The organism is Mycobacterium sp. NGS18 (assembly GCF_059813185.1).
Map to the genome: position 1 here is coordinate 126,185 of NZ_JCALEC010000008.1, position 23,253 is coordinate 149,437.

Annotated in this window: 20 protein-coding genes and 1 tRNA gene; 8 read left to right on the plus strand and 13 right to left on the minus strand. The window is 65.8% G+C overall.

Annotated elements, in window-relative coordinates:
* Window positions 1-10 precede the first annotated feature (10 nt).
* On the plus strand, window positions 11-1,516 hold the full coding sequence (locus AC5Y31_RS16240; protein WP_499981553.1) for a hypothetical protein: 1,506 nt from the start codon (window positions 11-13) through the stop codon (window positions 1,514-1,516).
* Window positions 1,517-1,687: 171 nt separating this feature from the next.
* Here AC5Y31_RS16240 and AC5Y31_RS16245 read toward each other — a convergent pair whose 3' ends face one another.
* The 4 genes from AC5Y31_RS16245 to AC5Y31_RS16260 form a co-directional block, all read right to left on the minus strand.
* Window positions 1,688-2,380 carry a class I SAM-dependent methyltransferase gene (locus AC5Y31_RS16245; RefSeq protein ID WP_499981555.1) on the minus strand — a complete coding sequence of 231 codons (693 nt, stop codon included), beginning with the start codon at window positions 2,378-2,380 and terminating at the stop codon, window positions 1,688-1,690.
* 189 nt (window positions 2,381-2,569) lie between these two features.
* On the minus strand, window positions 2,570-3,778 hold the full coding sequence (locus AC5Y31_RS16250; RefSeq protein WP_499981557.1) for an MATE family efflux transporter: 1,209 nt from the start codon (window positions 3,776-3,778) through the stop codon (window positions 2,570-2,572).
* 321 nt (window positions 3,779-4,099) lie between these two features.
* Window positions 4,100-4,471, minus strand: coding sequence for a hypothetical protein (locus tag AC5Y31_RS16255; protein ID WP_499981559.1), 372 nt, complete (start codon window positions 4,469-4,471; stop codon window positions 4,100-4,102).
* A complete protein-coding gene (locus AC5Y31_RS16260) occupies window positions 4,468-4,869 on the minus strand; it encodes a hypothetical protein (RefSeq protein ID WP_499981563.1) in 402 nt (133 codons plus the stop codon). Before AC5Y31_RS16260 ends, AC5Y31_RS16255 begins: the two co-directional genes overlap by 4 nt.
* A 20-nt stretch (window positions 4,870-4,889) precedes the next feature.
* Here AC5Y31_RS16260 and AC5Y31_RS16265 point away from each other — a divergent pair, with 20 nt between their 5' ends.
* Window positions 4,890-5,537, plus strand: coding sequence for a hypothetical protein (locus tag AC5Y31_RS16265; protein ID WP_499981565.1), 648 nt, complete (start codon window positions 4,890-4,892; stop codon window positions 5,535-5,537).
* A 9-nt stretch (window positions 5,538-5,546) separates the two neighbouring features.
* Here AC5Y31_RS16265 and AC5Y31_RS16270 read toward each other — a convergent pair whose 3' ends face one another.
* Together AC5Y31_RS16270 and AC5Y31_RS16275 are read right to left on the minus strand one after the other, a co-directional pair.
* Window positions 5,547-6,269: an FkbM family methyltransferase gene (locus tag AC5Y31_RS16270; protein ID WP_499981567.1), complete on the minus strand. Its 723-nt coding sequence runs from the start codon at window positions 6,267-6,269 to the stop codon at window positions 5,547-5,549.
* Window positions 6,266-7,477, minus strand: coding sequence for a glycosyltransferase (locus tag AC5Y31_RS16275; protein ID WP_499981568.1), 1,212 nt, complete (start codon window positions 7,475-7,477; stop codon window positions 6,266-6,268). The genes AC5Y31_RS16270 and AC5Y31_RS16275 overlap by 4 nt, the downstream gene beginning before the upstream one ends.
* A gap of 175 nt (window positions 7,478-7,652) precedes the next feature.
* Between AC5Y31_RS16275 and AC5Y31_RS16280 the strand changes: the two genes are divergently transcribed.
* A complete protein-coding gene (locus tag AC5Y31_RS16280; protein WP_499981569.1) occupies window positions 7,653-8,366 on the plus strand; it encodes an acyltransferase in 714 nt (237 codons plus the stop codon).
* 35 nt (window positions 8,367-8,401) lie between these two features.
* On the opposite strand, the gene AC5Y31_RS16285 is transcribed toward AC5Y31_RS16280, so the two are convergent.
* From AC5Y31_RS16285 to AC5Y31_RS16300, 4 genes are read right to left on the minus strand one after another with little or no spacing between them, the layout of a single operon-like run.
* The gene (locus AC5Y31_RS16285; RefSeq protein ID WP_499981571.1) at window positions 8,402-9,673 is read right to left on the minus strand and encodes a glycosyltransferase; all 1,272 of its coding nucleotides are present in this window, start codon (window positions 9,671-9,673) and stop codon (window positions 8,402-8,404) included.
* Window positions 9,637-10,605 carry a GDP-L-fucose synthase family protein gene (locus AC5Y31_RS16290; protein WP_499981572.1) on the minus strand — a complete coding sequence of 323 codons (969 nt, stop codon included), beginning with the start codon at window positions 10,603-10,605 and terminating at the stop codon, window positions 9,637-9,639. Before AC5Y31_RS16290 ends, AC5Y31_RS16285 begins: the two co-directional genes overlap by 37 nt.
* Entirely contained in the window at window positions 10,602-11,675 is a 1,074-nt protein-coding gene (gene gmd, locus AC5Y31_RS16295; protein ID WP_499981573.1) for a GDP-mannose 4,6-dehydratase, read from the minus strand. Before gmd ends, AC5Y31_RS16290 begins: the two co-directional genes overlap by 4 nt.
* A 37-nt stretch (window positions 11,676-11,712) precedes the next feature.
* Window positions 11,713-13,179 carry a nucleotide-binding protein gene (locus tag AC5Y31_RS16300; protein ID WP_499981575.1) on the minus strand — a complete coding sequence of 489 codons (1,467 nt, stop codon included), beginning with the start codon at window positions 13,177-13,179 and terminating at the stop codon, window positions 11,713-11,715.
* Between the two features lie 194 nt (window positions 13,180-13,373).
* Between AC5Y31_RS16300 and AC5Y31_RS16305 the strand changes: the two genes are divergently transcribed.
* Entirely contained in the window at window positions 13,374-14,705 is a 1,332-nt protein-coding gene (locus AC5Y31_RS16305) for an O-antigen ligase family protein (RefSeq protein WP_499981576.1), read from the plus strand.
* Window positions 14,702-15,376: a YdcF family protein gene (locus tag AC5Y31_RS16310; RefSeq protein WP_499981578.1), complete on the plus strand. Its 675-nt coding sequence runs from the start codon at window positions 14,702-14,704 to the stop codon at window positions 15,374-15,376. The genes AC5Y31_RS16305 and AC5Y31_RS16310 overlap by 4 nt, the downstream gene beginning before the upstream one ends.
* On the opposite strand, the gene AC5Y31_RS16315 is transcribed toward AC5Y31_RS16310, so the two are convergent.
* From AC5Y31_RS16315 to AC5Y31_RS16325, 3 genes are all read right to left on the minus strand, one after another.
* Window positions 15,358-16,221 (minus strand): glycoside hydrolase family 16 protein, encoded by an 864-nt coding sequence (locus AC5Y31_RS16315; RefSeq protein ID WP_499981579.1) that lies wholly within the window; start codon window positions 16,219-16,221, stop codon window positions 15,358-15,360. The genes AC5Y31_RS16310 and AC5Y31_RS16315 overlap by 19 nt on opposite strands.
* Entirely contained in the window at window positions 16,218-17,603 is a 1,386-nt protein-coding gene (eccE, locus tag AC5Y31_RS16320; protein ID WP_499981580.1) for a type VII secretion protein EccE, read from the minus strand. The genes AC5Y31_RS16315 and eccE overlap by 4 nt, the downstream gene beginning before the upstream one ends.
* 231 nt (window positions 17,604-17,834) lie before the next feature.
* Window positions 17,835-17,906 (minus strand) — tRNA-Gln (locus AC5Y31_RS16325).
* A gap of 85 nt (window positions 17,907-17,991) precedes the next feature.
* On the opposite strand from AC5Y31_RS16325, the gene AC5Y31_RS16330 reads away from it, so the two are divergent.
* Genes AC5Y31_RS16330 through AC5Y31_RS16340 form a run of 3 tightly spaced genes read left to right on the plus strand, consistent with a single transcriptional unit; the run spans window position 17,992 to window position 23,239 of the window.
* Window positions 17,992-18,594, plus strand: a complete 603-nt coding sequence (locus tag AC5Y31_RS16330) for a TetR/AcrR family transcriptional regulator (RefSeq protein ID WP_064853253.1) — start codon at window positions 17,992-17,994, stop codon at window positions 18,592-18,594.
* 59 nt (window positions 18,595-18,653) lie between these two features.
* Window positions 18,654-22,307, plus strand: a complete 3,654-nt coding sequence (gene mfd, locus AC5Y31_RS16335) for a transcription-repair coupling factor (RefSeq protein WP_499981581.1) — start codon at window positions 18,654-18,656, stop codon at window positions 22,305-22,307.
* Window positions 22,304-23,239, plus strand: a complete 936-nt coding sequence (locus AC5Y31_RS16340) for a nucleoside triphosphate pyrophosphohydrolase (protein ID WP_499981583.1) — start codon at window positions 22,304-22,306, stop codon at window positions 23,237-23,239. The genes mfd and AC5Y31_RS16340 overlap by 4 nt, the downstream gene beginning before the upstream one ends.
* The last annotated feature ends 14 nt before the right edge of the window (window positions 23,240-23,253 follow it).

Consider the following 23,253-nt stretch of genomic DNA (forward strand, 5'->3'; position numbering starts at 1 on the left):
GGAGGGAGCCATGATGACCAACGCGAAGGAATCGCTCGGGGAGCTGGGGAGGGATGTCATCCTCTACGAGCTCAATGAGGTTCCGTGGCGGGTAGTCGACTACTACATCGAGCGGCGCCCCAATTCTCACCTGGCCGCGTTGGTCCGCGGAGGCGAATCCATGACCACCTATCACGACGATGCAGTACACCTGACTCCGTGGCGGACCTGGCCCACCTTGCACACGTCGACGTATGACCACAACTCGTTCGACCTGGGCCAAGACCCTGCCACGTTTCGCGGTGACCCGATCTGGGACGTCGCAGACCGAGCAGGGCTGCGCGTGGGAATCTTCGGACCGATGCAGAGTTGGCCGGCGCGGCAGTTCCGAAGTGGTGGTTTCTACATCCCCGACACCTTCAGTCAAGACAGCAAGACTTATCCCCCGGCATTGGAGAAATTTCAACGATTCAACTTGGCGATGACCTGCGAGCAGGGTTTCTCATCGGACATGCCACTGAAACCGACGGCACTACTTGCTGAGGGGATTGACCTTGTTCGACGCGGACTCACACCGCGGTCGGCCTATACGCTCGTGGCCCACCTCGCCAATGAGAAGCGTGATAGCCGCTACAAGGCCTCACGATCGGCCCTCCAGGCTCTGCCCACCTTCGACTTGTACTGGCGTCTGCACCAGACATGCCGGCCGCGGCTCAGCATCTTCTTCACCAACCACGTGGCCGGAATGATGCACCGCTACTGGGGTGACGCCATGTCGGACTACGCCTACGAATACGTGGCCGATGAGGTGTACGGCGGCTTCATCATGACCGCGATGGATTACACCGATCGGCAGTTGGGTCGCATCCGAAAGCACCTGGCCGACAATCCGGCATCGGTGTTGGTGATTGCGGCGAGCATGGGCCAGGGCCCGATACCGACGGGATTCACCGACCGGGACCTGTTTGTTCTCGAGAACCCCTCGCAGCTGCTATCGCGACTCGGTTTGAAATCGGCCGAGTTGGGCTCGGCGATGTACCCCGGCATATCACTGGTCTTCGCCGACAAGGCAGCAGCGCGAGAGGCGATAGCGCCGCTGCAGTCGGTCATGACAACCGACGGTCAGTCACTGTTCGACTCCGCCGCATTCCCGTGTCGGTGGGAGGGGAAAAGCGTAACGTTTCTGGTCAATTTCGGCGTGGAATCGGGTCGAGACACCCGGTTGCGTTATCGCCCGCTGGGCGCTTGCAGTGAAGCGACCGGGACGCCGGCAGACCTTGGGTTGGCTGTCCGCCAAAGACTTGGCGGAGGCAACACCGCGTATCACATCCCGGAGGGCATCCTGCTCGCCTATGGCGCTGGCATCTCGCCGGATCCGTCGCGCAGGAAGGTCGATGTCCTGGATGTGGCTCCATCGATACTGGCTAATATCCTCAACGTCCTTCCGGCGCGGACGATGCAGGGAAACCCAAGCCTGTTCGTTCTCGATCGGCTCCATTCCGCATGCGGCAGTAGCGATTCGACCAACACGGCTTAGGGTTCCGGCCAGGACGCAAGAACGATAGCCGCCTTAGTCGGCAATGAAGCCTCTCCCGAGGGGGCGGTAGGGCGAAAGTTAGCCTTGACGCGAAAAACCGGAGAAGGCGGTAGCTGACCGGCCGTTTATAGTGGGGCGGTGACTACGCACTGCGATCGGGCGTGGGGGCAATCAGCGATTCTCGAATGTCATCAAGACTTGGCTCTGCCCGTAGGAACCTTTGAACGGTAAAGGCGAATACTGGATACCCAAGCTGCGGAAGTGGGCCTGCAGAGTTCGTTGCGTTACGCGCCAGTCGAATCCGCGGTGAGACGTCTTGACATCGTCGGCACGTCGGGCTGGGATACCAAGGAACCCCGCTTTGAACAACTCCGCCGCGGTCATATCCGAGCGGCGACGGAAGAGAATGCTTCGGCTCAGCTCCTTAAGCAGCACAGCAGGCCCCGTCATTATTGGAACGGACACTAGGAGAATGCCGCGCGGCACCAGTACCCGACGCGCGAACGCTATGAACTCCTGTGTCTCCGAATCCGTAAGATGCTCACAGACTTCCAAGCACGTGAGAATCGTGACCGACTGTGCCGCAATCGCAGTCGGATCCGAGACCACGCGGTAATCATCGTACTGGGCGCTCATGTACGGGTCGTATCCCAGAAGTGCTACTCCGCGCTTTTGCCCATCGATAGCGGAAGCCATATCAGACAGAAACCAACCTTGGCCGCAGCCGTAGTCCAGTAGGACAGCGGATTCGCCCAAGAACGGCAGGACGAGGCGTTTCGACTTCTTGAGGCGTGTGCGATGGGCGAACCGCGCAATCGGGTTCGGGTTGTCGACAGTCTGTTTTTCATACGGAACAATGCCCATAAATGCCGTTCCTCGGGTAGAGGATGCCGTCTAGCTTTCACTTAGGCTAGCACGGGATTCCGCCGCGTTCTAGACGGTGCTGATACGAAAGGGCGCTTGCCGGTGAGAGCTCCACCGCCTCGTCGCGCGGGTCGTGCAAGCGCCCGCGCAACGGCCTCGAGTGGACAGGATGTCGGCCAGATCGGTGGACTACTCATTAAGGTCTGCCGCCGCGACGTCCACTGACGCCGTCCGCTCATATGCTTCCCACGGCGCGAAATATGCCAGCCCTAGCGAGGACACCAGAATAGTTCCTACAGCCAGGCCGACAGCGACGCCGCTTGCGCTGCGGAACAACAATGCGCCGCCACCGGCGGCCACCAGCGTTGCGGTCATGTACCCCATCTTGAACCGCATGATTGCCGAGCTTCGGTTGAACGTTCGGAGAAAGACACTCACCGCGAACGCAACAGCAGTTGCGCAATACTCGATCACCACGATGGGAAGCACCCGCTGGGCCGGTTCGAACGACTGCCCCAACAGATACGAACCTACGCTGCCTGGCAACGAACACAGCACCACGCCGGCCAGCACCGCCAACACCGCAATGCCGGCCAACAATCGCAAGGAGGCAAACCAGACGGTCCGCGGCGGCGCGGAGGCGCGGGTGCTTTCGGAGATCACGACTAGCTGCAGGGCCGACGCCAATATCGCAATGGGCGACAACAGGACCGTTGCACCACGAAGCGCCGCCGTGGCTCCGGGGCTCACCAGAACCGCCGCCATGGAAAGAACGAGGAAGGCGGTGGTCTGTTCGAGCCCAGCATCGGCGGCATACCTGATGCGGTGTTGCCAACCGGCTCTGGCCCACCGCCAGAAGCCGTCGATCCGAGGCAGCACCCGAAGGTTGGCTGCCATACCGGCGAAGGCGATAAGGCCGAGGCCCGCCCATCCGCCGACCAAGCCGGGCACGGTCGAGACCCGCAGCCAGGCTGAGATGAGAAGTAACACGGTTCCGATGAACCAGACACCGTCCCACAGTGCCGCAACGTGGGGTCGGCCTTCAGCGATGGTGACGTACCTTAACACGTCTTGGCACAACAGGATTGGCGTTGCGACTGCCAGGAGGACCGCGGGAAGGCCGAGGGTGCGTCCGAAGACCACCATCACGCCGAGCGCTGCACAACCGATCGCCAAGCCGGCCGACAACGCGAACGACCCCTCCCGGCGTATTCGCTCGGTGGTCTGATCGGATTTCAGCAACAGCGGCGTTCCCAGCGCGCCGCGCTGAGCCACCAGTATGGCGATGATAGCCGCGATCATCAGGACGATCCCGCCGAACGATTCCGTCGTAGATACCACAGCGACGGCGAATGTGAAGATCCCGTTGCTGGCACTGGAGAATGCTTGGTCGATCACAGCAGACAAGACACGTGCCCGGCGGCCCAATCTCGCGTGAGGACCCATGCGCTGCACCTCGCCGTGAATCGGCCCGCTAGCCGTGCAGAAAAACGAAATACAACAGCAACGCCGCCAGCACCGTCACGATGATCGCCACGATCATCCGCATCATGAGCGGTGTGTTCCTTGAGCCCATCGTTTTTGATCTCATCGTCGGCGCCGCGCCCCCGGTTGTGCCAGGCATCCGAATGTAGCCGGATTTGCCAGCATCCAGTTTCTCACGAGATGGCGCCGTGAGACTGCGAAAACAACGACGAGGGGAAGAGTCTTGCGGCGCCGTCAACGCAGTGCGGGCGTAGCGACGAGAAATACGCTCAAAAACCCGACGATCGCGAAAGCTGTGCCATAGAGCAGATTCAGCGCCAGTAGCCGGCCAACTCGGACGGCGAACCGTATTGCCTCAGACATGGTTTCAATGGCCGGCCAGGGCTGGAAAACCGACGTCAAAGGGGCCGCCGTGGAGAGGAATCCGGCGGCCACCGGCGTCAACACGGGGTAGTAGTGCGGATAGACCGTCAAGGCGGCCACCAACGCGCAGGCGCCACAATTCCCGGCGATCACCAGCCGCATCGACGGTCGCCGGAAATAGAACAACGACAACAAGACTGCTGCGCCGGCGCCGCCGACGCACATGAGCGGCAGCGCATTCATCCGAAATGCTCGTCTGTCGTCCGGGGCCGTCGACGATGTCTGATGCTCACGAACGCCCCCACCACGACGCCGGCAGCGGCGCTCACCGGGATCAACGCCAGGCAGGGCAAGCCCCAGATCGGAGCAGTGCCGATCGTCAGCGTCGTGATCACGCTGATACTGCAGAGTGCCCCCGATCCGCCCCACACGGTCGCCAGCAGGCGAGGTTGTGCCCGAACGGCGAGCATCCAACCCAGAGCGAACGATGCTGCCGCGGTGAACAGCAGCATCGCGACCCATCGCTGCGGCAGCAGCGGCCACATCGACGCGGACACTTCGCGGACCGCAACACCGACCGCCGCGCCGGAAGCAACGTAGGGCGCCAGTCGAGAGGCGCGGTTCCCTGGCGAAACGGTCACCACCGCGCGATCATATTCCTGTGTCCCGCCATCGGACCCAGGCCCGGCTGGATTTCCGCGGACTTGCGGACGGTCCGGCGCCGGCACGTTTCGGTCCTGGCGCCGCCTTGTCGACAGCTGACCCGCCCGACGATCCCACCACGCACCTGAGCGTCGTCGGCGGAAGACTGACGAACGCGCCTACCGTCGGCTGTCGGGCGGCCGGCTACTACACAACGGCGGACCTGGGGGCACCGATCACGACCATCGGCGCTCGCTGGACGTTCACCGCCCGGTGCGGGACACCGGGGGCGATGGCGCTGCTGGTCTCCCAGACGGCACTGGCCTGGCCGCTGCCCGTGCATCTGGTCATTACTCCCGACAGGTGGAGCTTCGGCGTCTGGCCTCCGGTGGGTGCCACACCGAATGGACTGCAGACGCTGCGATCGGGCTGCTTTCGCGAGCCGCTCGACCAGGACGGCACCCGGGTCTATGAGGCACGGATCGACATCGACGGCGACCGGGCGGACATCGAGCTGCCGGACGGCCGACACCAGAGGGTGCGCGACCCCCGCATCGGGGACTGGGCGGGACCGTTCGCGACATTCGAGGCCTACGCCGATCACGGCTTGACCGACTCGCAGGTGGGATTCACCGAAATCTGGGCGCAGAGCGCGCGGGGCCGGTGAGCCGCGGCATCAGCTCGCCGCGCCGCGCTTGAACAGCATATCGGTTTGGATTGGCCGACCGTCCTCATCGCTGACGGCGCCATAGCTACGGACCAGCTCAAAGCCGCGTTCGCGCAGCCACCCAGTGAGCTCGTCGGCCAGCACCTGCCCCTCGTACAGCTCGATGAACGAGCCCTCCGCACAGACGTAGGCGAAACGGTCGAGCAGTTCGCCGCAGCCGCGCAACGCCTCCAATTCGTAGCCTTGAACGTCGAGCTTCAGCAACGCCGGCTCGTCGATGGAACCGCCGTCGAGAAATTCGGACAGCGGGCCGATCCGGACCGTCTCGGTGCTCACCTCGCCGGTGCCATGAAAGAGCTGCCGCTGGGTGGCGGTGATGGGCAGCAACGACGACGAATCATCGTGTCCGGAGACGTGCATGGTCGACTCACCGGTCGCCGGGGCCAACGCGGCGTGGTGCAGCGTGACGCGTGGCTCGTCGGCGAAGACTCGCTGAAACCGCGCCGCGGGCGCTGCGAGCGGTTCCAGCGAGACGATCCGCGCGGCGGGGAAGGCATGCCGGGCGAAGAGTGCGAACTGGCCACGGTTCGCGCCGACGTCGACGACGGTGCGCAACGTCAGCCCCGCGAGTCCTTCGCGGTGCTCGACGGCCGCGGCGACCCGATGCCGCAGCAGGGCGGTGCGATACGTCGCCACCCGCAGGATGGCGAGGAGTTTCGCCGAGCGTCTCATGCAGCGCCTGCCTCTCCGATCGCCTCGGCAATCGATGTGATGAAACCGAGTGCAGCACCCCGCGCTTCGAAGTTGTCCAGGAAACAGGCCTGCGCGCGCCGGCGCATTTCTGCACGGTCGGCGTCCGGCAGTGCCATCCAGCGCTGCAGCAGCGAGGTGGCGCCGGCGAGGGTGTCGGCCTCGACAAGGCCTGCGCCGCAACGCTGGATCTCGCGCCAGATGTTCACCTTGTCGCTGATGAGGACGGGCAGACCGCACGACAGCGCCTCGGCGATCACAATCCCGAAGTTCTCGGAATGCGATGTCAGCACAAACGCGTCAGCTGATCGGTATGCGCCCCACTTGGCGTCGTCGTTCAGCATCCCGAGAAAAGTGATGCGGTCGGCTATCCGCAGCGATTCGGCGAGCATCCGCAGTTTGGCCTCCGTTCCCGATTCGTCAGGTCCTGCCACCACCAGGTGGAGCCGCTCATCGTGCTGGCATACCTGGGCGAACGCCTCGATCAACAGGTCGCATCCCTTCTTGGGATGCAGCCTGCCGAGGAAGAGCAGGGTGCGACCGCCGTCGAGGTGTGGGTTCTGCGCCAGGAAAGCCTCGCGCTGATGCGCCGGATCGCCGGGCGGCCGTTCGATCCCGATACCGACGAGGGCTTCCCGCGCCTGGTAGGGCGTGAACGCGGTCCGGGCCAGCCGCCGTTCCTCCTCGCAGGTGTAGAGCACGGCGCGGGCATCGCGGAGTGTTTGATGCTCGAACAGGCGCCAGTAGAGCGATTTTTTGAGGTGTTTGCCGGGATAGCGCTGCTCGAACCACGGATCCAGCGCGCCGTGGACGAAAAGGAAATACGGCACCCCGGTTCCGCGACACGCCGCGTGCACAGCTCGGCTCTGGTATTGCCAGATGCCGTGGACGGTCACAGCGTCGTAGTCGGCGACATGCCGTTGCAGCCACAGTGCCAACTGCCTTGAGTAGCCGTATCTTCCGCGTGCCGGACCGAAGGGGCGCGGAGCGCCGGGCAGGTCGGCGAGCCACGGCGCTGACGGGGGATCCGTGGTGACCACGTCGACGCAGTGCCCCAACTCGGTCAGGCTTCGCGTGAGCTGATTGACCACGACGCACGGGCCCCCGTAGGTGGGGTTGAGCGTGCCTGCTACTTGAAGCAGACGTACCGGCGGCATCTCACCGGCCTCGGTACGCCCTGTCGATGACATTCGCCCGCCGGGCGCCGATCATCCGACTCACGGTGTTGAGCTTATACGCCTTCGGCCTCTCAACCAGCCCGTTCGGCGGGGTTGGCGATGTTGGAGATTTTCTCGCGGATTTAACCCGTGTGCATCCTGGCGCCGATACCGTCGTCACATCGAATCGACGGGATTGGGGGGCGAAGTGTCAGGTCGTCGTCCGAACAAGTGGTTGTCGTTGGTCGCCTGGTTGTTGCCGAACTGTGGCGTCAAACAGTGGGCATTGCGGTTGTTGGGCAACGACATCGGACGCGATGTCGTTCTCGCGCCCACTCTCGTGCTCAATTGCGGTCCGTTCGCCCTCGCCGACGGAGTCTCGTTCGGGATCTTCAACATCTTCAAATCGCTATCCAGCGTCGAGGTCGGCCCGAAGGGGTACATCGGCAATTTCAACCAGTTCACCGCGGCCGCCGACTATCAGCGATACAGCCCCCTGGTGGGCAAGTTGCTGATCGGGGAATCCGGGTTCATCACCAACCGCCACTACATCGACTGCTCCGGACAGGTCATCCTGGAACCGGCTGCGGCGGTGGGCGGTCTGAAGAGCATCATTCAGAGCCATGAACTCGATCTGGTGGCGAACAAGACGGAACCCGGCCGGGTGATCCTGGGTAGCAAAGCGATCACTTCAACCGGCTGCATCCTGCTCAAGGACTCGCACCTGCCCGAGCGGTCGGTGCTCGCAGCGGGTTCGGTGCTTCGGAGGGCCAAGAAAGGCGAGACCATGCCGGTTGCCGGCCTGTACGGCGGAGTTCCGGCGCGCCTGATCCGGCAGATCGAGAAGTCGGCGGCCTGGGATCGCGCCGAGAACTACACGGCGGCGACACCCTTCGATGACGAAAGATTCCGCGGGGAGTAGCGCGGGCGAAGAGAACGGTTGTGGTGCTGGCCGATTCAGTGCCTGGAGTTCGGATCGCTCTCGACGAGTCGGCGGCACCAGCCGTCGTATTCGTTCAGCGCCCGTTCGGCGCCCAGCAGCCGGCAGGCATAGCGCCGGCCGGAGGTGCCCAGTCGCTTGCCGGCTTCGTGGTCGTCAGCCAACCGCACCGCCGCACCGAGCAGCGCGGCCGGATCTCCGGCGGGGACCACGACACCGGCGCCGGCGTCCCGAATCTCGGCAGCGGTCACTCCATTGGCGTCTGTGGCAGCCAGCACCGGGCGACCGGCCGAAAAATATGAAGTCAGCTTGCTCGGCACCGCCATCTCACCCACACCCGGGCGTTCGTTGACCAGTAGAACGTCTGCGCATGCGAGCGCCTGACGATAGTCCTCGTCCGCCAGCGGCGCCTTGAATTCGATCCGCTGTACACCGTCGGCCGACTGCTGTAGCAGTCTGCGCTGATTGCCGTCCCCCAGCAGCACGAAGCGGATATCGACCCGCTGTTCGTCGGCGAGCCGAGCCGCCGCCACGACGCTTTCCAGGCCCTGCTTCGCGCCCATGTTGCCGCTGTGCAGAACGATGCGTTCTCGCGGTAGCCAGCCGTTCTTGATGCGTATCGCCGCGGTGTCGGCGGTGCTCGGCGGCTCGACATGAACCCAGTTTCGGATGACGGCGATTCGCTTCGGGTCCACCCCCATGCTGACTGCGGCCTGCGCAAAGCGGTCGTGGATCACGGCGGTGCCCGTCGCACGGTTGATGACCGCCCCCTCGAACCGGGCTGCCGTTCCGGCCATCATGGCAGGCATGTCCGTGGTTTCGGCAACACCCTTGCCGTACAGGTCCTGAACAATGATGCCCACCGGAATGCCGGCCGTCCTGGCGCGGGTGATGACCATTGCGCTGGCCAGCAGGGCTGGACTCACGGTGAGGACCAACTGAGGCCTGTTCCAGCGCGCAGACACCGCGCGCGCACCGAAGGTCGTCTCGAAGACCACCCGGTTGCGGGTCGTGGGGTCGGCGGGTACGTAGTGCGCGAAGCGCCGCACGGCGACGCCGTCGATCGCACGCGTCCTTCCCGACGAGCCGCGGTAGGCCGGATCGACGCGCCACTCCGGATAATGCGGAAGCCCGGTGAGAACCTCGACATCATGCCCGCGAGCCGCCAGACCGACAGCCATCGCGGTGGTGTACGGCGCGATGCCGGATCGCTCCGGCGCATAGTTGATGCCGACGATGCTGATGCGCACGGTCAGGTCCTCGCCGCGCCGGCGTTCGCGCGATACCACGCCACCGTCGCCTCAATGCCGTCGTGCAGCGGGATTTGAGGCTGCCATCCCATGCCCCGTAACACCGAGACGTCCAGGAGTTTGCGCGGTGTGCCGTCCGGCTTCGTGGTATCCCAACCGGTTTCGCCGGTGTAGCCGACAGCACCGGCCACCATGTCGGCGATGTCACGGATGGTGTGGTCGACTCCGGTGCCCACGTTGACGTGAGTCGGACCGTCGAAATGTTCCAGGAGGTACAGGCATGCGCGCGCCAGGTCGTCGACGTGCAAAAGTTCTCGTCTTGGTTTTCCGCTGCCCCAGTTCACCACCCGAGGGGCGCCACTGGCCCTGGCTTCTTCGTACCTACGGATCAGGGCAGGCAGCAGATGCGAGCCTGACGGTGAGAAATTGTCACCCGGTCCGTAGAGATTGGTGGGCATCGCAGAGATCCACGAGTGTCCGTATTGACGTCTGACCGCCTGCACCTGAAGCAGACCGGCGATCTTGGCGATCGCGTAGGCCTCATTCGTCGGCTCCAGCGGCCCTGTGAGCAGCGCGCTTTCGGTGATGGGCTGCGGGCTGAGTTTCGGATAGATGCACGACGAGCCGAGAAACAACAGCCGCGGCACCCGGGCGGCCAGGGCTGCGTCGAGCAGGTTGGCCTGGATCTGGAGGTTCTCGGACAGAAACTCAGCGGGTTGGCTGCTGTTGGCCATGATCCCTCCGACCTTTGCCGCCGCGTCGATGACGACGGCGGGTCTGGTCGTGATAAGGAAGTCGAATGTCGCCGCTCGGTCCGTCAAATCGAGTTCGTCGCGGTCCCGCACAACAAGATTCGTGAATCCCTCTGCCTGGAACTTGCGTTCCAGAGCCGACCCGACCAGGCCACGGTGTCCGGCGATGTACACCGGTGCGGCACGGTCGAGCGTGCCGGCGAAGACCCCGGCGCTCATGGCAGGCCGGCCGGTGTCGGCACGTCGATCCAGGGCTTGCCTTCGCACTCCAAGGCGGCGATATCCGCGTCCACCATGAGCTGCGCCAGTCCTGCCGTGTGGGTAACGGCCTTCCAACCGAGCACCTCCGCAGCCTTGGCGGCGTCGCCGATGAGTGCGTCCACCTCGGTGGGCCGCAGATACCGTTCGTCGAATTTGACATGCTTCTGCCAGTCCAGCCCGGCGTGGTCGAATGCGGCCTGGGCAAACTCTTGCACGGTGTAGCCGCGGCCGGTGGCCAGAACGAAGTCGTCCGGGTCAGAAGCTTGCAGCATCCGCCACATCCCTTCGACGTATTCCGGCGCGTACCCCCAGTCGCGAACCGCACTGAGATTGCCCATATAGACCTCGGACTCGATTCCGGCTCGGATGCGTGCCGCAGCGCGGGTGAGTTTGCGGGTCACGAACGTCTCACCGCGCCGCGGCGATTCGTGATTGAAGAGGATGCCGTTCACGGCGAACAAGCCGTACGCTTCGCGATAGTTGCGGGTCACCCAGTAGGAGTACACCTTGGCCGCGCCGTAAGGGGATCGCGGATAGAACGGCGTCAGTTCGTTCTGGGGCGGGGGGGATGCACCGAACATCTCTGATGAGGACGCTTGGTAGTAGCGGCAGTGGACCCGGGACAGCCGAACCGCTTCGAGCAATCGCATGGAGCCCATACCGGTGGTATAGCCGGTGTGCACCGGTTCGTCGAAGCTCACCCGCACGTGCGACTGTGCCGCAAGGTTGTACACCTCGTCGGGTTCGATGGCTCCCAGCAAGGTGACCAAACGGGTACCGTCGCTGAGATCGCCGTAGTGCAGGAACAGTCGTGCGCCGGGGTCGTGCGGATCAACGTAGAGATGATCGATCCGCACCGTGTTGAACGTCGACGCACGCCGAATAAGGCCGTGGACTTCATATCCTTTGCGCAGCAGCAATTCCGCGAGGTAAGACCCATCTTGCCCGGTGATCCCGGTGATGAGCGCTCGTTTCGGTCGGGATCTCACGGCCGTGTTCCCGTTTGTGGTGTTGTTGTGTCGCTCCATCGATGGCCTCGCAGACAAGGAGAGAAACAGTGGAGTGTCAGACGTTTCGGTCTCGCGTCTTCATGGCGGACGAGTCCGGCAGCGGCGACCCGTTAGGCGAAGTGGTTGACGAGGTTGCGGATGCCGACCGAGGCAACCGTGCCCGCGCTCCAGGCGCGGCCGCCGCCAGCGCGTGACTCCTGGGCAGGCGCGCATCGTTGAGCACCACTCCGACGAGTTCGGCACCGACGGCGGCAAGCTGGGCGGCCGATTCAGAGCATTCGGAGATTTTCGACCGGCCCTGTCTGGCGACCAGCAGAACCCCATCGGTCCACTGCGCGAGCTCCTCGGCTTCCGGACCGTCGGACAGCGAGGCAGCGTCCACGATGACGTAATCGAAGGGGCCCACCAGGCGGTCGAAGAATATCCCGCACGCGCTGGACGCCAGCAGGTCGGCGAGGGTGTCGTCGCTCATGCCTCCGGCGCTGATCACTTTCAAGTTATCGGTCGTCGACGGTTGCAGGAGTGGAATCTGGGTGCGGATGGCATCAGCGAGCCCCGGGCCTTCGAAATTCCCGGTACGTTTCGCCACCGCAGGATGGTCGAGATCGGCGTCGACGACGACCACCGTGCTACCACTCTCGGCCAATGCTGCTGCGAGATTGAGTGCAATAGTGGACTTTCCGTCGCCTTTACCGGGACTGGTCACCAGGATCGTGGTAAGCGAACGCTTCGCATGCGCGACCGCCAGGGCAGTGCGCAGATGCCGGAATGCTCCGGCCGCCGCGGTGGCCGGAGCCCCGAAGTCGATGATCTTCTCAGCGCCGAGGATTTCGTCATGGGGGACGCATCCGAGCAGCCGTGTCCCGAAGAGACTTTCGATGTCCCGCTCGTCGCGGACGGTGTTGTTGAGCCGCTCACGGGTCAAGGCGGCGGCCGCGCCGAGCAACAGACCGCCGATCGTTGCCAGGATCACGTTCATTAACGTGTTCGGCGCCACCGGAACCGGATTGACGGTGGCCGGGGTGACTGTGCTGATCCTCGCGGCCGGGTGTCCCCCACCGTTGGGGACTTCCAGGAAGGCGACGGTGTCGGTGATCGCGTGGGCCAGCGCGCCGGCAAAGCGGCGGGCCACTTCGCGATTCTTATGCTGGGCGCTGATGGTGAACATTTCGCTCTCCGGCACCACCGCGGAGCGCACCGACGCCCGCGCCTCAGCTGTCGTCATGTCAAGGCCGACATCGTTGATTGCGCTCGCGATCACCTCGTCGGCGTAGACCAGTTTGACGTACGAGGTGACCCGGCCCGCCGCGCCCAGCACATTCTCGTAGGGCTGAGCACGCCCTTCACCGTTGGTGCCCGCCGTCACGTACAGGGTGGCGGTGGCTTCGTAGACCGGCGTCTGCAGCGAACACACGAGCAGCGTCAGCAACCCGAAGACGACCGGTATGCCCATGGTGAGCTTCCACTCGCGGACAAGGACGTTTAGCCAGTCTCGCTTACCGGCCGACTCGGTAGATGGCATCCCGGGTCCCTCATCTCAGCGGCGATAAGAGTCATACTGCATGATTTACCCGGATCTAACATACCGCGTGTTGACCTTTGAGAGTATCCCCTCAGATGATGGTTATGTCGGCCGGTCTCGAGACGAACGGTGGAGATGGTCAGCATGTGCAGCAGCGGAAGGCCCTGCGGTATCGCGTGGGGGGACCCGGGCGGATGGCGAGCCTGACGGCCGGGCGGGTGATCCGGGGGAATCTCCCGGGGGCGGTGGCGTTTCCGCCGTGGCTGGCGAAGGCGGTGGTGGGTTCCTTCCTTCTGGCGTCCTTCACCGCGACGTGGGGCGGCATCCACCTCGGCGGCATTCAGCCGGCCGACGTTTTTCTTCTTTTCGCCTTCGTCGTTGCGGCGGCGATGGCGGTATTCGGAGATCTGCGCTTCCGTATTCCCCGATGGCTCTGGGCGCCGGCCGTCTCGTTGCTCATCTGCTCCACCGCCTTGGCATACCGTCCTATTCCGCCTGCGTCTTTTGCGGCGCGGTACGAACACACTCTTCAAAGCGCGGGCGTCGATGTCTCCAGCACGCCGGGAAGTATCGTCAAATCGGCCTTTTGGGTCGTCGCACTGGTGGTCGTGCCGATCGCCGCTCTCGCCGCTACCGCACTGGAGTCTCGTGCACCGGAGTGGATTGCGGCGTCTTTCCTTGCTGGGGTATGCGTTTCCAGTCTTATCGCCCTGACTGACCTGACTAAACTCACCCATTTCGCGCGTTCGCTCGATTACCAGTTCGACTCCGATAGGCAAACCGGCCTCTCCGACCATCCCAATTCGCTCGGCCTGGTCTGCGTCATCGCAACCCCCTTCGCGGTGCACCTCATCAGCGAGTCGCGGCATCGCTTGCTGCCATGCATCGCGCTGGTGCTGCTCGGCGGGGGAGTGGTGGCTTCCGGGTCGCGAGGGGCGCAACTGGCCCTGCCGGTCGCGGTAATCGCCGCAGTCTTCGCCTCGCCGCACAAGAAGAAGGTCGTGGGATGGCTGGCGATTACGCTTGTCGCGTCGTTCGTCGGGGTCGTCACAGTCCTGGGTCAATTGGTGCCTGGAATCTTCGACAAACTGTTTCGGTTCGGCGCCGGCATCACGCTGCCGGGGGTGAGTACCAGTGCATCCAGTGATGAAGAGCGCGGCCAGCTTTTCACGCAAGCTTGGTCCGACTTCGAAAATCACCCCTTTTTCGGCATCGGAATAAAACACATCAACGAAGCGCACAACATCTATCTGCAGATCGTGTCGGCCGGGGGGAGCGTTCTTCTCGTCGGGATGCTTGTTTATTGGTTCGGCACGATCCAATCGTGCCGGGTGGCGAAGCGCGGCGGCGAAGTGCTCGGGGCCTATCTGATGATATCGGTTGTGGCGTGGCTGGCCATCGGTGCGGTGGAGAATCAGCTCACCGACCGTTTCCTGTATTACATGGTGGGCTGCGCAGCAGCGCTCGCCACTGTCAACCGCGTCGAGGCATCGGCAGTTCGGGTGACGGCGGGCCCGCAACGATGAACTTGCCCTACAGTCCCGCGCCGGACGAAGCCCAGGGAATGCCGGTTCGGTCGAAATCGCCCGCCAAAAAGACGGCGGCGGAGATTCTCGGTCGCGTCGTCACCTCGGCGGCGACCGCCCTGCTGGCGGTCCTGATCGTCGTAGGCCTCGGTGGGTATCTGTGGCTGGGACGGGTCGGTGATGATCCGCTGCAACACGCCGACGCTGTTGTCGTGTTGGCGGGGGCCCACGACGGTCGGGAGTCGTACGGATTTGCAGTGGCGCGGCAAGTCTCAGCGGCAGCACTGGTGCTCTCCGACCCGTATTCGGTCGGCGACCCGGTCATGAGACGTGCTTGCGCAGGTTCTGCCCAGGGCATTACGGTCATCTGCCGCCGCCCGGTACCGGCGTCCACGCGCGGGGAGGCGCTGGCGGCCCGCCAGTTGGCGACCGAACGGCACTGGAAGCGGATCATCGTGGTCAGTTGGCGCCATCACCTGCCGCGGGCGCGGTTCGTCTTCTCGCACTGCTTTTCGGATCGACCCGGCGCCGTGATCATGCGAGCGGTGCCGCGCGACGAACCGATATCGTTGGCTGAGTGGGAGTTCACCTCCCTGTACCAAGAGTCCGCCCTGCTCAAAGCGAGCGTCCAAGGGTCATGCGGCGAGCCGGATCAGGCGAGAGGCGTGTAACGCACCCAATCGACCAGCATCGTGGCAGGGAAGGGTGTCGAAGCGTCCGGCATCCCGTAGGGTCCGCCGATAGGCATGCTGAGGATCACGAACATCGGGTTGTCGTTGAATGTCCATGGCGTACCGGGCGGCAGCGACGCCGGCGTCCAAGTGCCCACCAGCTGTCCGTCCATGAAGGTGGAGATTTCGTCGCGCCGCCAAGTCAGCGAATACTCATGCCAACCCGTACCGACGGCGAGCGGCACGCGGAATGGCAGCAGGTACCCGCCGACGCCGTGCAGGGTCGACCCGCCGTCGGGCAGTTCCATGATGTCGATTTCGCCGGCATCCGGCCAGCCCACCGTCCCGACGTTGGAGCCCAACAGCCAGAACGTGGGCCGCAGGCCCGAGCCGGCAGGCAGCTTGATGCGCGCGGCAACCGTGCCGAAACAGAACTCGAGCAGCCCGGGGGTGTTCAACCAGGCGCTGCTGTAGGGGAACGTGCCGAATCCTGGCACGTCGACCGGTTCGTTGAAGGCGTTGATCGCGAGGTTCCCGTTGCCGTCCAGGGACGCGTTGCGCGGACTGTTGGTGTATGCCTGCAGTTGGCCGTCCGTGCCGCCGGCGCCCAGGAAGTAGCTCCACAGCTGCGGATTGGGTGGCGCACCGGCGGGACCGGAGAAGTCGTCGACCACCGCGCCCGGTGCCGGCGGGCAGGCGTTGCCGGCTTCCGCGCGGCTGAGTGCGTTCCAGTCGTCGGCCCCCAGCGGAACGCCGAAGGCCATCAACATGCCCAACGCGACCGCGGCTGATATCAGCAGGCCCGTCCACCGCGGGCGGTGGCCAGCGCGCCGGTTGGCGGTCACTTCGCCACCAGCGATAGCGGCGTCTTCTCATCGGGGCGTGCGGGAAGCTCATCGTGTCGGCGTCTGATGCCGTGTCCCCGAAGCCCGGCTATCCGAACAGCCGCCCCTTTGCAGGCGCCGATGACTTTCGCCTGCCAGGCGCCGTCGCTCAATGCGGGGCTCGGGCGTCGGGGGAGCGCGGCCAGCTCAGTTTCAGCGATGCCCACTCGCACTGCGAGCTGGTCCTGATCTCGTAGTTCCCGGGATGGCACCACCAGCGTCGGCCGCCGCAGTGGGGTCGGCAGGCTGGCTCGGACCGCGGCCAACTGGTGACCCATTAGGCGGCTGAGGCCGGCTGCGGCCCAGAAGTCCTTACCCAGCGGCTCGCTGCTGTGATAGCGCACCCACGCCGATACCTCGGCCCGGCCGGCGCCGGCGGTCAGCCGAACTGTCATCACGGTGGCATCGGTGTCTTGCCGGCACAGCATGCTCAGGTTTCCCGACGTGATGCGGCGAGGTGCCACCCAGAAGCTGGTCACGTATTTGTCGCGGTGCCGGAGGTTACACAATCCCGGCCGGATCGGAGTCCGTTGCAGGCCCGCCCGCACGGCGGCGTCCACGCGGGCGAACTCGTCGCCGGCCACCGGCCGGGCCGTGCAGCGCCGGGCGTTCAGATCGCCGGTGAGCCGTTCGACGGCCGCTGCCAAGGTCGAGGCCACCGAATCGCGCGCCGCGACCGCGGCGACGTTGTGCTGGGTATCCATGCGCAAGACCAGCCACGTACCGTTCTCGTGCGGAATCGGCGGACCGGTGCGCTCGGTGGCGTTGCGCTTTCGGACGGAGACGATGTCGATGGCATCGAGGCGCACATCGAACTGGCGCAGCGCCGCGGCGACCGCTGGAACCGGCAAGGTGGCCGGCGCGCCTGTCTGGTACTGGCGCCCACTCGGGGGCATGTCTGCTGCATCGTTGACGGCGATCACCGCGACAAGTTGGCCGCGGAGCTCACGCATGCCTACCACTCCGTGCCCGAAGCGGCGCCAGTGATCGATGCCCGGGGGGCTTCCGGGGATCGACGCCGGCTGCGCTGTCGCCGCCGACTGCCGCCAGTAGCGGATCCAGCTCCACAACCATTTGGCGAGGGCAGGGAGGACACTGACGCCGTGGTAGGTGAGTGCCGCTGCGATCGTCATCGTCGCCGCGGCGGTGACGCCCAACCACCACACCACGGTTCCCGGTCGGCCATCGGGCAGGTGACTGATCGCCACCAGCACCGCGACGTCGAACAGAAACGTCGCGGTGAGGCCCGGCCATGAGCCGGCCAGACCGAGTGGGCGTTGCTGCTCATCTTGGCGTGGCGGTGAATGCCACGGCAGCGCGGCTCGAGCGAAAACGCTGCCCATCTGGGTCATCGGAGCGTGCCGCGGATCGCCGTCCGCCTCACAGGTTCGGGTGGGGGGAGTCCCCAGGTCCGCGCGAAATTGAAGCTGGCTAGGCCATTTCGGAAGGATCATGGGCCCTCGCTGGCGCTTCTGAGGCATCGATCCGGGGCGCTCGCGATGTAATCCCCAACCGAGTGACTGCCGGTATGGGAGGGAGTCTAGAACATCCAAAGGGCATGTACCAGGGGATTGCTCCGTCGCCAGGACTCGAACCTGAACTATCTGAACCAAAATCAGAGGTGCTGCCGATTACACCACGACGGATGGATTGCAAGGAGACTCTACCGAACTCGATATCCTGGACCGTGTGGCTGCTCTGGACAGGGATGGTAGGCCCCCGCGGGCCCGGATGACCGGCAGCGAGCGTCGTCACCAACTCATCGACGTCGCCCGGTCGCTGTTCGCCGAGCGCGGCTACGAGGGCACCTCCATCGAGGAGATCGCGCTGCGCGCCAACGTGTCGAAACCAGTGGTCTACGAGCACTTCGGTGGCAAAGAGGGGCTGTACGCCGTGGTGGTCGACCGGGAGATGTCGGCGTTACTGGACGGCATCACCACGTCGCTGACCCAGTCGACCAACAACCAGTCGAGGCTGCGGGTCGAACGGGTCGCGCTGGCGCTGCTGACCTACGTCGACGAGCACACCGACGGTTTCCGGATCCTGATCCGCGACTCCCCGGCGTCGATCAGTTCCGGCAGCTATTCCACCCTGCTCAACGATGCGATCGGCCAGGTGTCGTCGATTCTGGCCGGCGATTTCTCCCGGCGCGGTCTGGATCCCGAGACCGCCCCGCTGTATGCCCAGGCGTTGGTCGGTTCGGTGTCGATGACGGCCCAGTGGTGGCTGGATGTGCGCGAACCCAAGAAGGAAGTGGTGGCCGCGCACTTGGTCAACCTGTGCTGGAACGGGCTGTCGCACCTGGAGGTCGATCCGGCCTTGCATGACGAATAAGGCATGCACCCCAACGCAAATCGGCGCCCGGATCAGCACCGCCTAGAATTGTCCGCATCATGACCGCACCGGGGCACCCGACTGTCCAGACCCCGATCGCGGGGCTCGTCGAAGCCGCACTGAGCGCGCCGACCTTCGCTGATCTCATCGAGCGTGCCGGTAACCGGCCCGCCGAGCTCAACCTGGTCGGTCCGGCCGCGGCCCGGCCCTTCGCCGCCGCCGCGCTGGCCCGCGACACTGCGCTGCTGGTGGTCACCGCCACCGGCCACGAGGCCGACGATCTGACCAGCGAGCTGCGCGGCGTCTACGGCGACACGGTGGCGCTGTTCCCGTCCTGGGAGACGCTGCCGCACGAGCGGCTCTCACCCGGCGTGGACACCGTGGCGGCCCGGATGCTGTTGCTGCGGCGGCTGGCGCGGCCCGACGACGCACGGCTGGGGCCGCCGCTGCGGGTGGTGGTGACCACGGCCCGCTCGCTGCTGCAGCCGATGACCCCGCAACTGGACGCGATCGAACCGGTCATCCTGGCCGTGGGCGACGAAACACCCTTCGAGGCGGTGATCGCCCGGCTGGTCGAGCTGGCCTACACCCGGGTGGACCTGGTTGGCAAACGCGGCGAGTTCGCGGTGCGCGGCGGGATCCTCGACGTCTTCCCGCCGACCGCCGAGCACCCGGTGCGTGTCGAGTTCTGGGGCGACGAGATCACCGAGATGCGGCCGTTCTCGGTGGCCGACCAGCGCTCCATCCCCGAGATCGAGGCGGGCACCGTGGTGGCGGTGGCCTGCCGGGAGCTGTTGCTCACCGACGACGTCCGGGCAAGGGCGGCTGAGCTGGCGCGCGACCAGCCGCACGCCGAGGGCAACGCCGTCACCGGCACCGTCGGCGACATGCTGGCCAAGCTCGCCGAGGGCATCCCGGTCGACGGAATGGAGGCGCTCGGTCCGGTGCTGCGGCCCGGACCGCAGGCCCTGCTGACCGACCAGCTCGGCGCCGGCACCCCGGTGCTGATCTGCGACCCGGAGAAGGTCCGCGCCCGCGGCGCCGACCTGATCAAGACCGGCCGCGAGTTCCTGGAGGCGTCCTGGTCGGTCGCGGCGATCGGCGGCGACGCGCCGATCGACATCGAGCAGCTGGGCGGGTCGGGGTTCCGGGAGCTCGACGAGGTCGCGCAGGCCGCGGCGGCCGCCGGCCATCCGTGGTGGACGCTGAGTCAGCTCTCCGACGAGGCGGCGATTCAACTCGAGGTACGCCCGTCGCCGTCGGCGCGGGGCCGGCAGCGCGATATCGACGAGATCTTCGCCATGCTGCGCGCGCACGTCACGACCGGTGGCGCCGCGGCGATCGTGGCTCCCGGTGTCGGCACCGCACGGCGGCTGGTGGAGCAGCTGGCCGAATCCGACACTGCGGCAACGTTGTTGGAGCCCGGCGCGCCCCCCAGGCCCGGGGTGGTCGGGGTGCTGGCCGGGCCGCTGCACACCGGTCTGGTGATCGCGGGCGCCAACCTGGTCATCGTCACCGAAACCGACCTGACCGGCAACCGGGTCACCGGACCCGAGGGCAAGCGGCTGGCGGCCAAGCGCCGCAACGCCGTCGACCCGCTGGCGCTGACCGCAGGCGACCTGGTGGTGCACGATCAGCACGGCATCGGCAAGTTCGTGGAGATGACCGAGCGCACCGTCGGTGGGGCGCGGCGCGAATACCTGGTGCTGGAATACGCCTCGGGGAAGCGGGGCGCCAACGGCACCGACAAGCTCTACGTGCCGATGGACTCGCTGGATCAGCTGTCGCGCTACGTCGGCGGGCAGGCCCCGGCGCTGTCCCGGCTCGGCGGCAGCGACTGGAGCCAGACCAAGACCAAGGCCCGCAAGGCGGTGCGCGAGATCGCCGACGAACTCGTCGCGCTCTACGCCAAGCGCCAAGCCGCGCCCGGCCACGCGTTCGCCCCGGACACCCCATGGCAGGCCGAGATGGAGGACGCCTTCGGTTTCACCGAGACCGTCGACCAACTCACCGCGATCGGCGAGGTCAAGGCCGACATGGAAAAACCGGTCCCGATGGACCGGGTGATCTGCGGCGACGTCGGCTACGGCAAGACCGAGATCGCGGTGCGGGCGGCGTTCAAGGCCGTCCAGGACGGCAGGCAGGTCGCGGTGCTGGTGCCCACCACGCTGCTGTCCGACCAGCACCTGCAGACGTTCAGCACCCGGATGGCCGGGTTCCCGGTCACGGTCAAGGGCCTGTCCCGGTTCACCGACCCGCAGGAGTCCAAGGCGGTGATCGACGGCTTGGCCGACGGCTCCGTCGACGTCGTGATCGGCACCCACCGGCTGCTGCAGACCGGCGTGCGCTGGAAGAACCTCGGCCTGGTGATCGTCGACGAGGAGCAGCGCTTCGGCGTCGAGCACAAGGAGCACATCAAAGCGCTGCGCACCCACGTCGACGTGCTCACCATGAGCGCCACCCCGATTCCGCGCACCCTGGAGATGAGCCTGGCCGGCATCCGAGAGATGTCGACGATCCTGACCCCGCCCGAAGACCGCTACCCGGTGCTGACCTATGTCGGCCCGCACGACGACAAGCAGGTGGCGGCGGCGTTGCGACGCGAATTGCTGCGTGACGGCCAGGTGTTCTACGTGCACAATCGGGTCCGCTCCATCGACGCGGCCGCCGCGCGGGTGCGTGCGCTGGTGCCCGAGGCCCGGGTCGTGGTCGCGCACGGCCAGATGCCCGAGGAACTGCTGGAGACCACCGTGCAGGGCTTCTGGAACCGCGAGTACGACATCCTGGTGTGCACCACGATCATCGAGACCGGTCTGGACATCTCCAACGCCAACACCCTGATCGTCGAACGCGCCGACACCTTCGGGCTCTCCCAGCTGCACCAGCTCCGGGGCCGGGTGGGCCGCAGCCGGGAACGCGGCTACGCCTACTTCCTCTACCCGCGTGAATCGCCGCTGACCGAGACCGCCCACGACCGGCTGGCCACCATCGCCCAGAACAACGAACTCGGCGCCGGGATGGCGGTGGCGATGAAGGACCTGGAGATCCGCGGCGCGGGCAACGTGCTGGGGGTGGAGCAGTCCGGGCACGTCGCCGGGGTGGGCTTCGACCTGTATGTGCGGCTGGTCGGCGAGGCCGTCGAGGCCTATCGGGCGGCCTTCAACGGCGAGACCGTCACCAGCGAGGAGACCAAGGACGTCCGCATCGACCTGCCCGTCGACGCCCACCTCCCGCCGGAGTACATCAACTCCGACCGGCTGCGGCTGGAGGCCTACCGCCGGCTGGCCGCTGCCCCCGATGACCAGGCGATCAACTCCGTCATCGACGAGCTGACCGACCGGTACGGGCCGCTGCCCGAGCCGGCGAGCCGGCTGGTGGCGGTGGCCCGGCTGCGGCTGTTGTGCCGCAGCGTCGGTATCACCGAGATCAGCGTTGCCTCGGCGACCACACTGCGGCTGGCCCCGATGACGCTGGCCGATTCGGCCCAGTTGCGGCTCAAGCGGCTGCACCCATCGGCCAGCTACCGCGCCACCACCGCCACCGTGCAGGTGCCCATACCCCGAGCCGGCTCCTCGGTGGGTGCGCCGCGAATCCGCGATGTCGAACTGGTCCAGATGGTGGCGGACCTGATCGCGGCACTGGACGGCAGACCTCAGGGGCAGGCCGATGTGATGGCACCGGTTCCGGAAAACGCCCCGGCCGGCCGGCGATGACCGTCATCCTGGTCGACCCGCGCCGGCCCTCGCTGGTGCCGGTGGAAGCTCTGGCGCTGCTGGCCGGCGACGTCGTCTACACCGAAGAACTGCCGATCGCGGTCCCGTGGTCGCTGCCGTCGGCCCAGTCGGTGCTCTCCGGTGCCTGCGGGCAGGCCGCGGTGCTGTTGTCCTCGGATCGCGACCATCCCGCGGTCGTCGCGCGCCTGGCGGCCGGCGAAACGCTGATCGCCGCACCGGATGCGCCGCCGGGGGAGCGGTTGATCGACGCGGTCGCGATCATGGACCGGTTGCGCACCGCCGGCCCGTGGGAGAGCGAGCAGACCCACGATTCGCTGCGACGGTTCCTGCTCGAGGAGACCTACGAGTTATTCGACGCGGTGCGCAGTGGGGATGCCGCGGAACTGCGCGAAGAGCTCGGCGACGTGCTGCTGCAGGTGCTGTTCCACGCCCGCATCGCCGAGGACGCCCCCGAGCACCCGTTCGGCATCGACGACGTCGCCGACGCACTGCTGCGCAAGCTGGGCAATCGGGTGCCGACAGTGCTTGCCGGCCAGGAGATCTCGCTCGAAGACCAAGTGGCGCAGTGGCACGAACGAAAAGCGCTGGAGAAGGCGTCCCGGAACTCGATCATGGACGATCTGTCGACCGCCCAGCCGGCTTTGGCGTTGGCCAGCAAGGTGCTGCAGCGCGTCACCCGCGCCGGCCTGCCCGCCGAGCTGATCCCCGACGCGATCACCGCGGTTTCCATCACCGCTGATGAGGACGTCGAAAACCATTTACGCACAGCGGTTTTGGAATTCATGGACACCGTCCGCGCTGTCGAGGAGGCGATCGCGGCGGCGCGCGGCGGCGGCGTGGATGTTCTGGACGATCCCGCCCCACTCGGCGAGATCAGCGAGCCGGAGTGGCGCGCCCACTGGCCGGTGTAGTGCGGCGCCGACCG

Coding starts and splice junctions, on each gene's coding strand:
- AC5Y31_RS16240 (WP_499981553.1), top strand. CDS start 11: ATGATGACCAACGCGAAGGAATCGCTCGGGGAGCTGGGGAGGGATGTC.
- AC5Y31_RS16245 (WP_499981555.1), bottom strand. CDS start 2,380: ATGGGCATTGTTCCGTATGAAAAACAGACTGTCGACAACCCGAACCCG.
- AC5Y31_RS16255 (WP_499981559.1), bottom strand. CDS start 4,471: ATGAATGCGCTGCCGCTCATGTGCGTCGGCGGCGCCGGCGCAGCAGTC.
- AC5Y31_RS16270 (WP_499981567.1), bottom strand. CDS start 6,269: ATGAGACGCTCGGCGAAACTCCTCGCCATCCTGCGGGTGGCGACGTAT.
- AC5Y31_RS16275 (WP_499981568.1), bottom strand. CDS start 7,477: ATGTCATCGACAGGGCGTACCGAGGCCGGTGAGATGCCGCCGGTACGT.
- AC5Y31_RS16290 (WP_499981572.1), bottom strand. CDS start 10,605: ATGAGCGCCGGGGTCTTCGCCGGCACGCTCGACCGTGCCGCACCGGTG.
- gmd (WP_499981573.1), bottom strand. CDS start 11,675: ATGGAGCGACACAACAACACCACAAACGGGAACACGGCCGTGAGATCC.
- AC5Y31_RS16300 (WP_499981575.1), bottom strand. CDS start 13,179: ATGCCATCTACCGAGTCGGCCGGTAAGCGAGACTGGCTAAACGTCCTT.
- AC5Y31_RS16305 (WP_499981576.1), top strand. CDS start 13,374: ATGGCGAGCCTGACGGCCGGGCGGGTGATCCGGGGGAATCTCCCGGGG.
- AC5Y31_RS16310 (WP_499981578.1), top strand. CDS start 14,702: ATGAACTTGCCCTACAGTCCCGCGCCGGACGAAGCCCAGGGAATGCCG.
- eccE (WP_499981580.1), bottom strand. CDS start 17,603: ATGGGCAGCGTTTTCGCTCGAGCCGCGCTGCCGTGGCATTCACCGCCA.
- AC5Y31_RS16330 (WP_064853253.1), top strand. CDS start 17,992: ATGACCGGCAGCGAGCGTCGTCACCAACTCATCGACGTCGCCCGGTCG.
- mfd (WP_499981581.1), top strand. CDS start 18,654: ATGACCGCACCGGGGCACCCGACTGTCCAGACCCCGATCGCGGGGCTC.
- AC5Y31_RS16340 (WP_499981583.1), top strand. CDS start 22,304: ATGACCGTCATCCTGGTCGACCCGCGCCGGCCCTCGCTGGTGCCGGTG.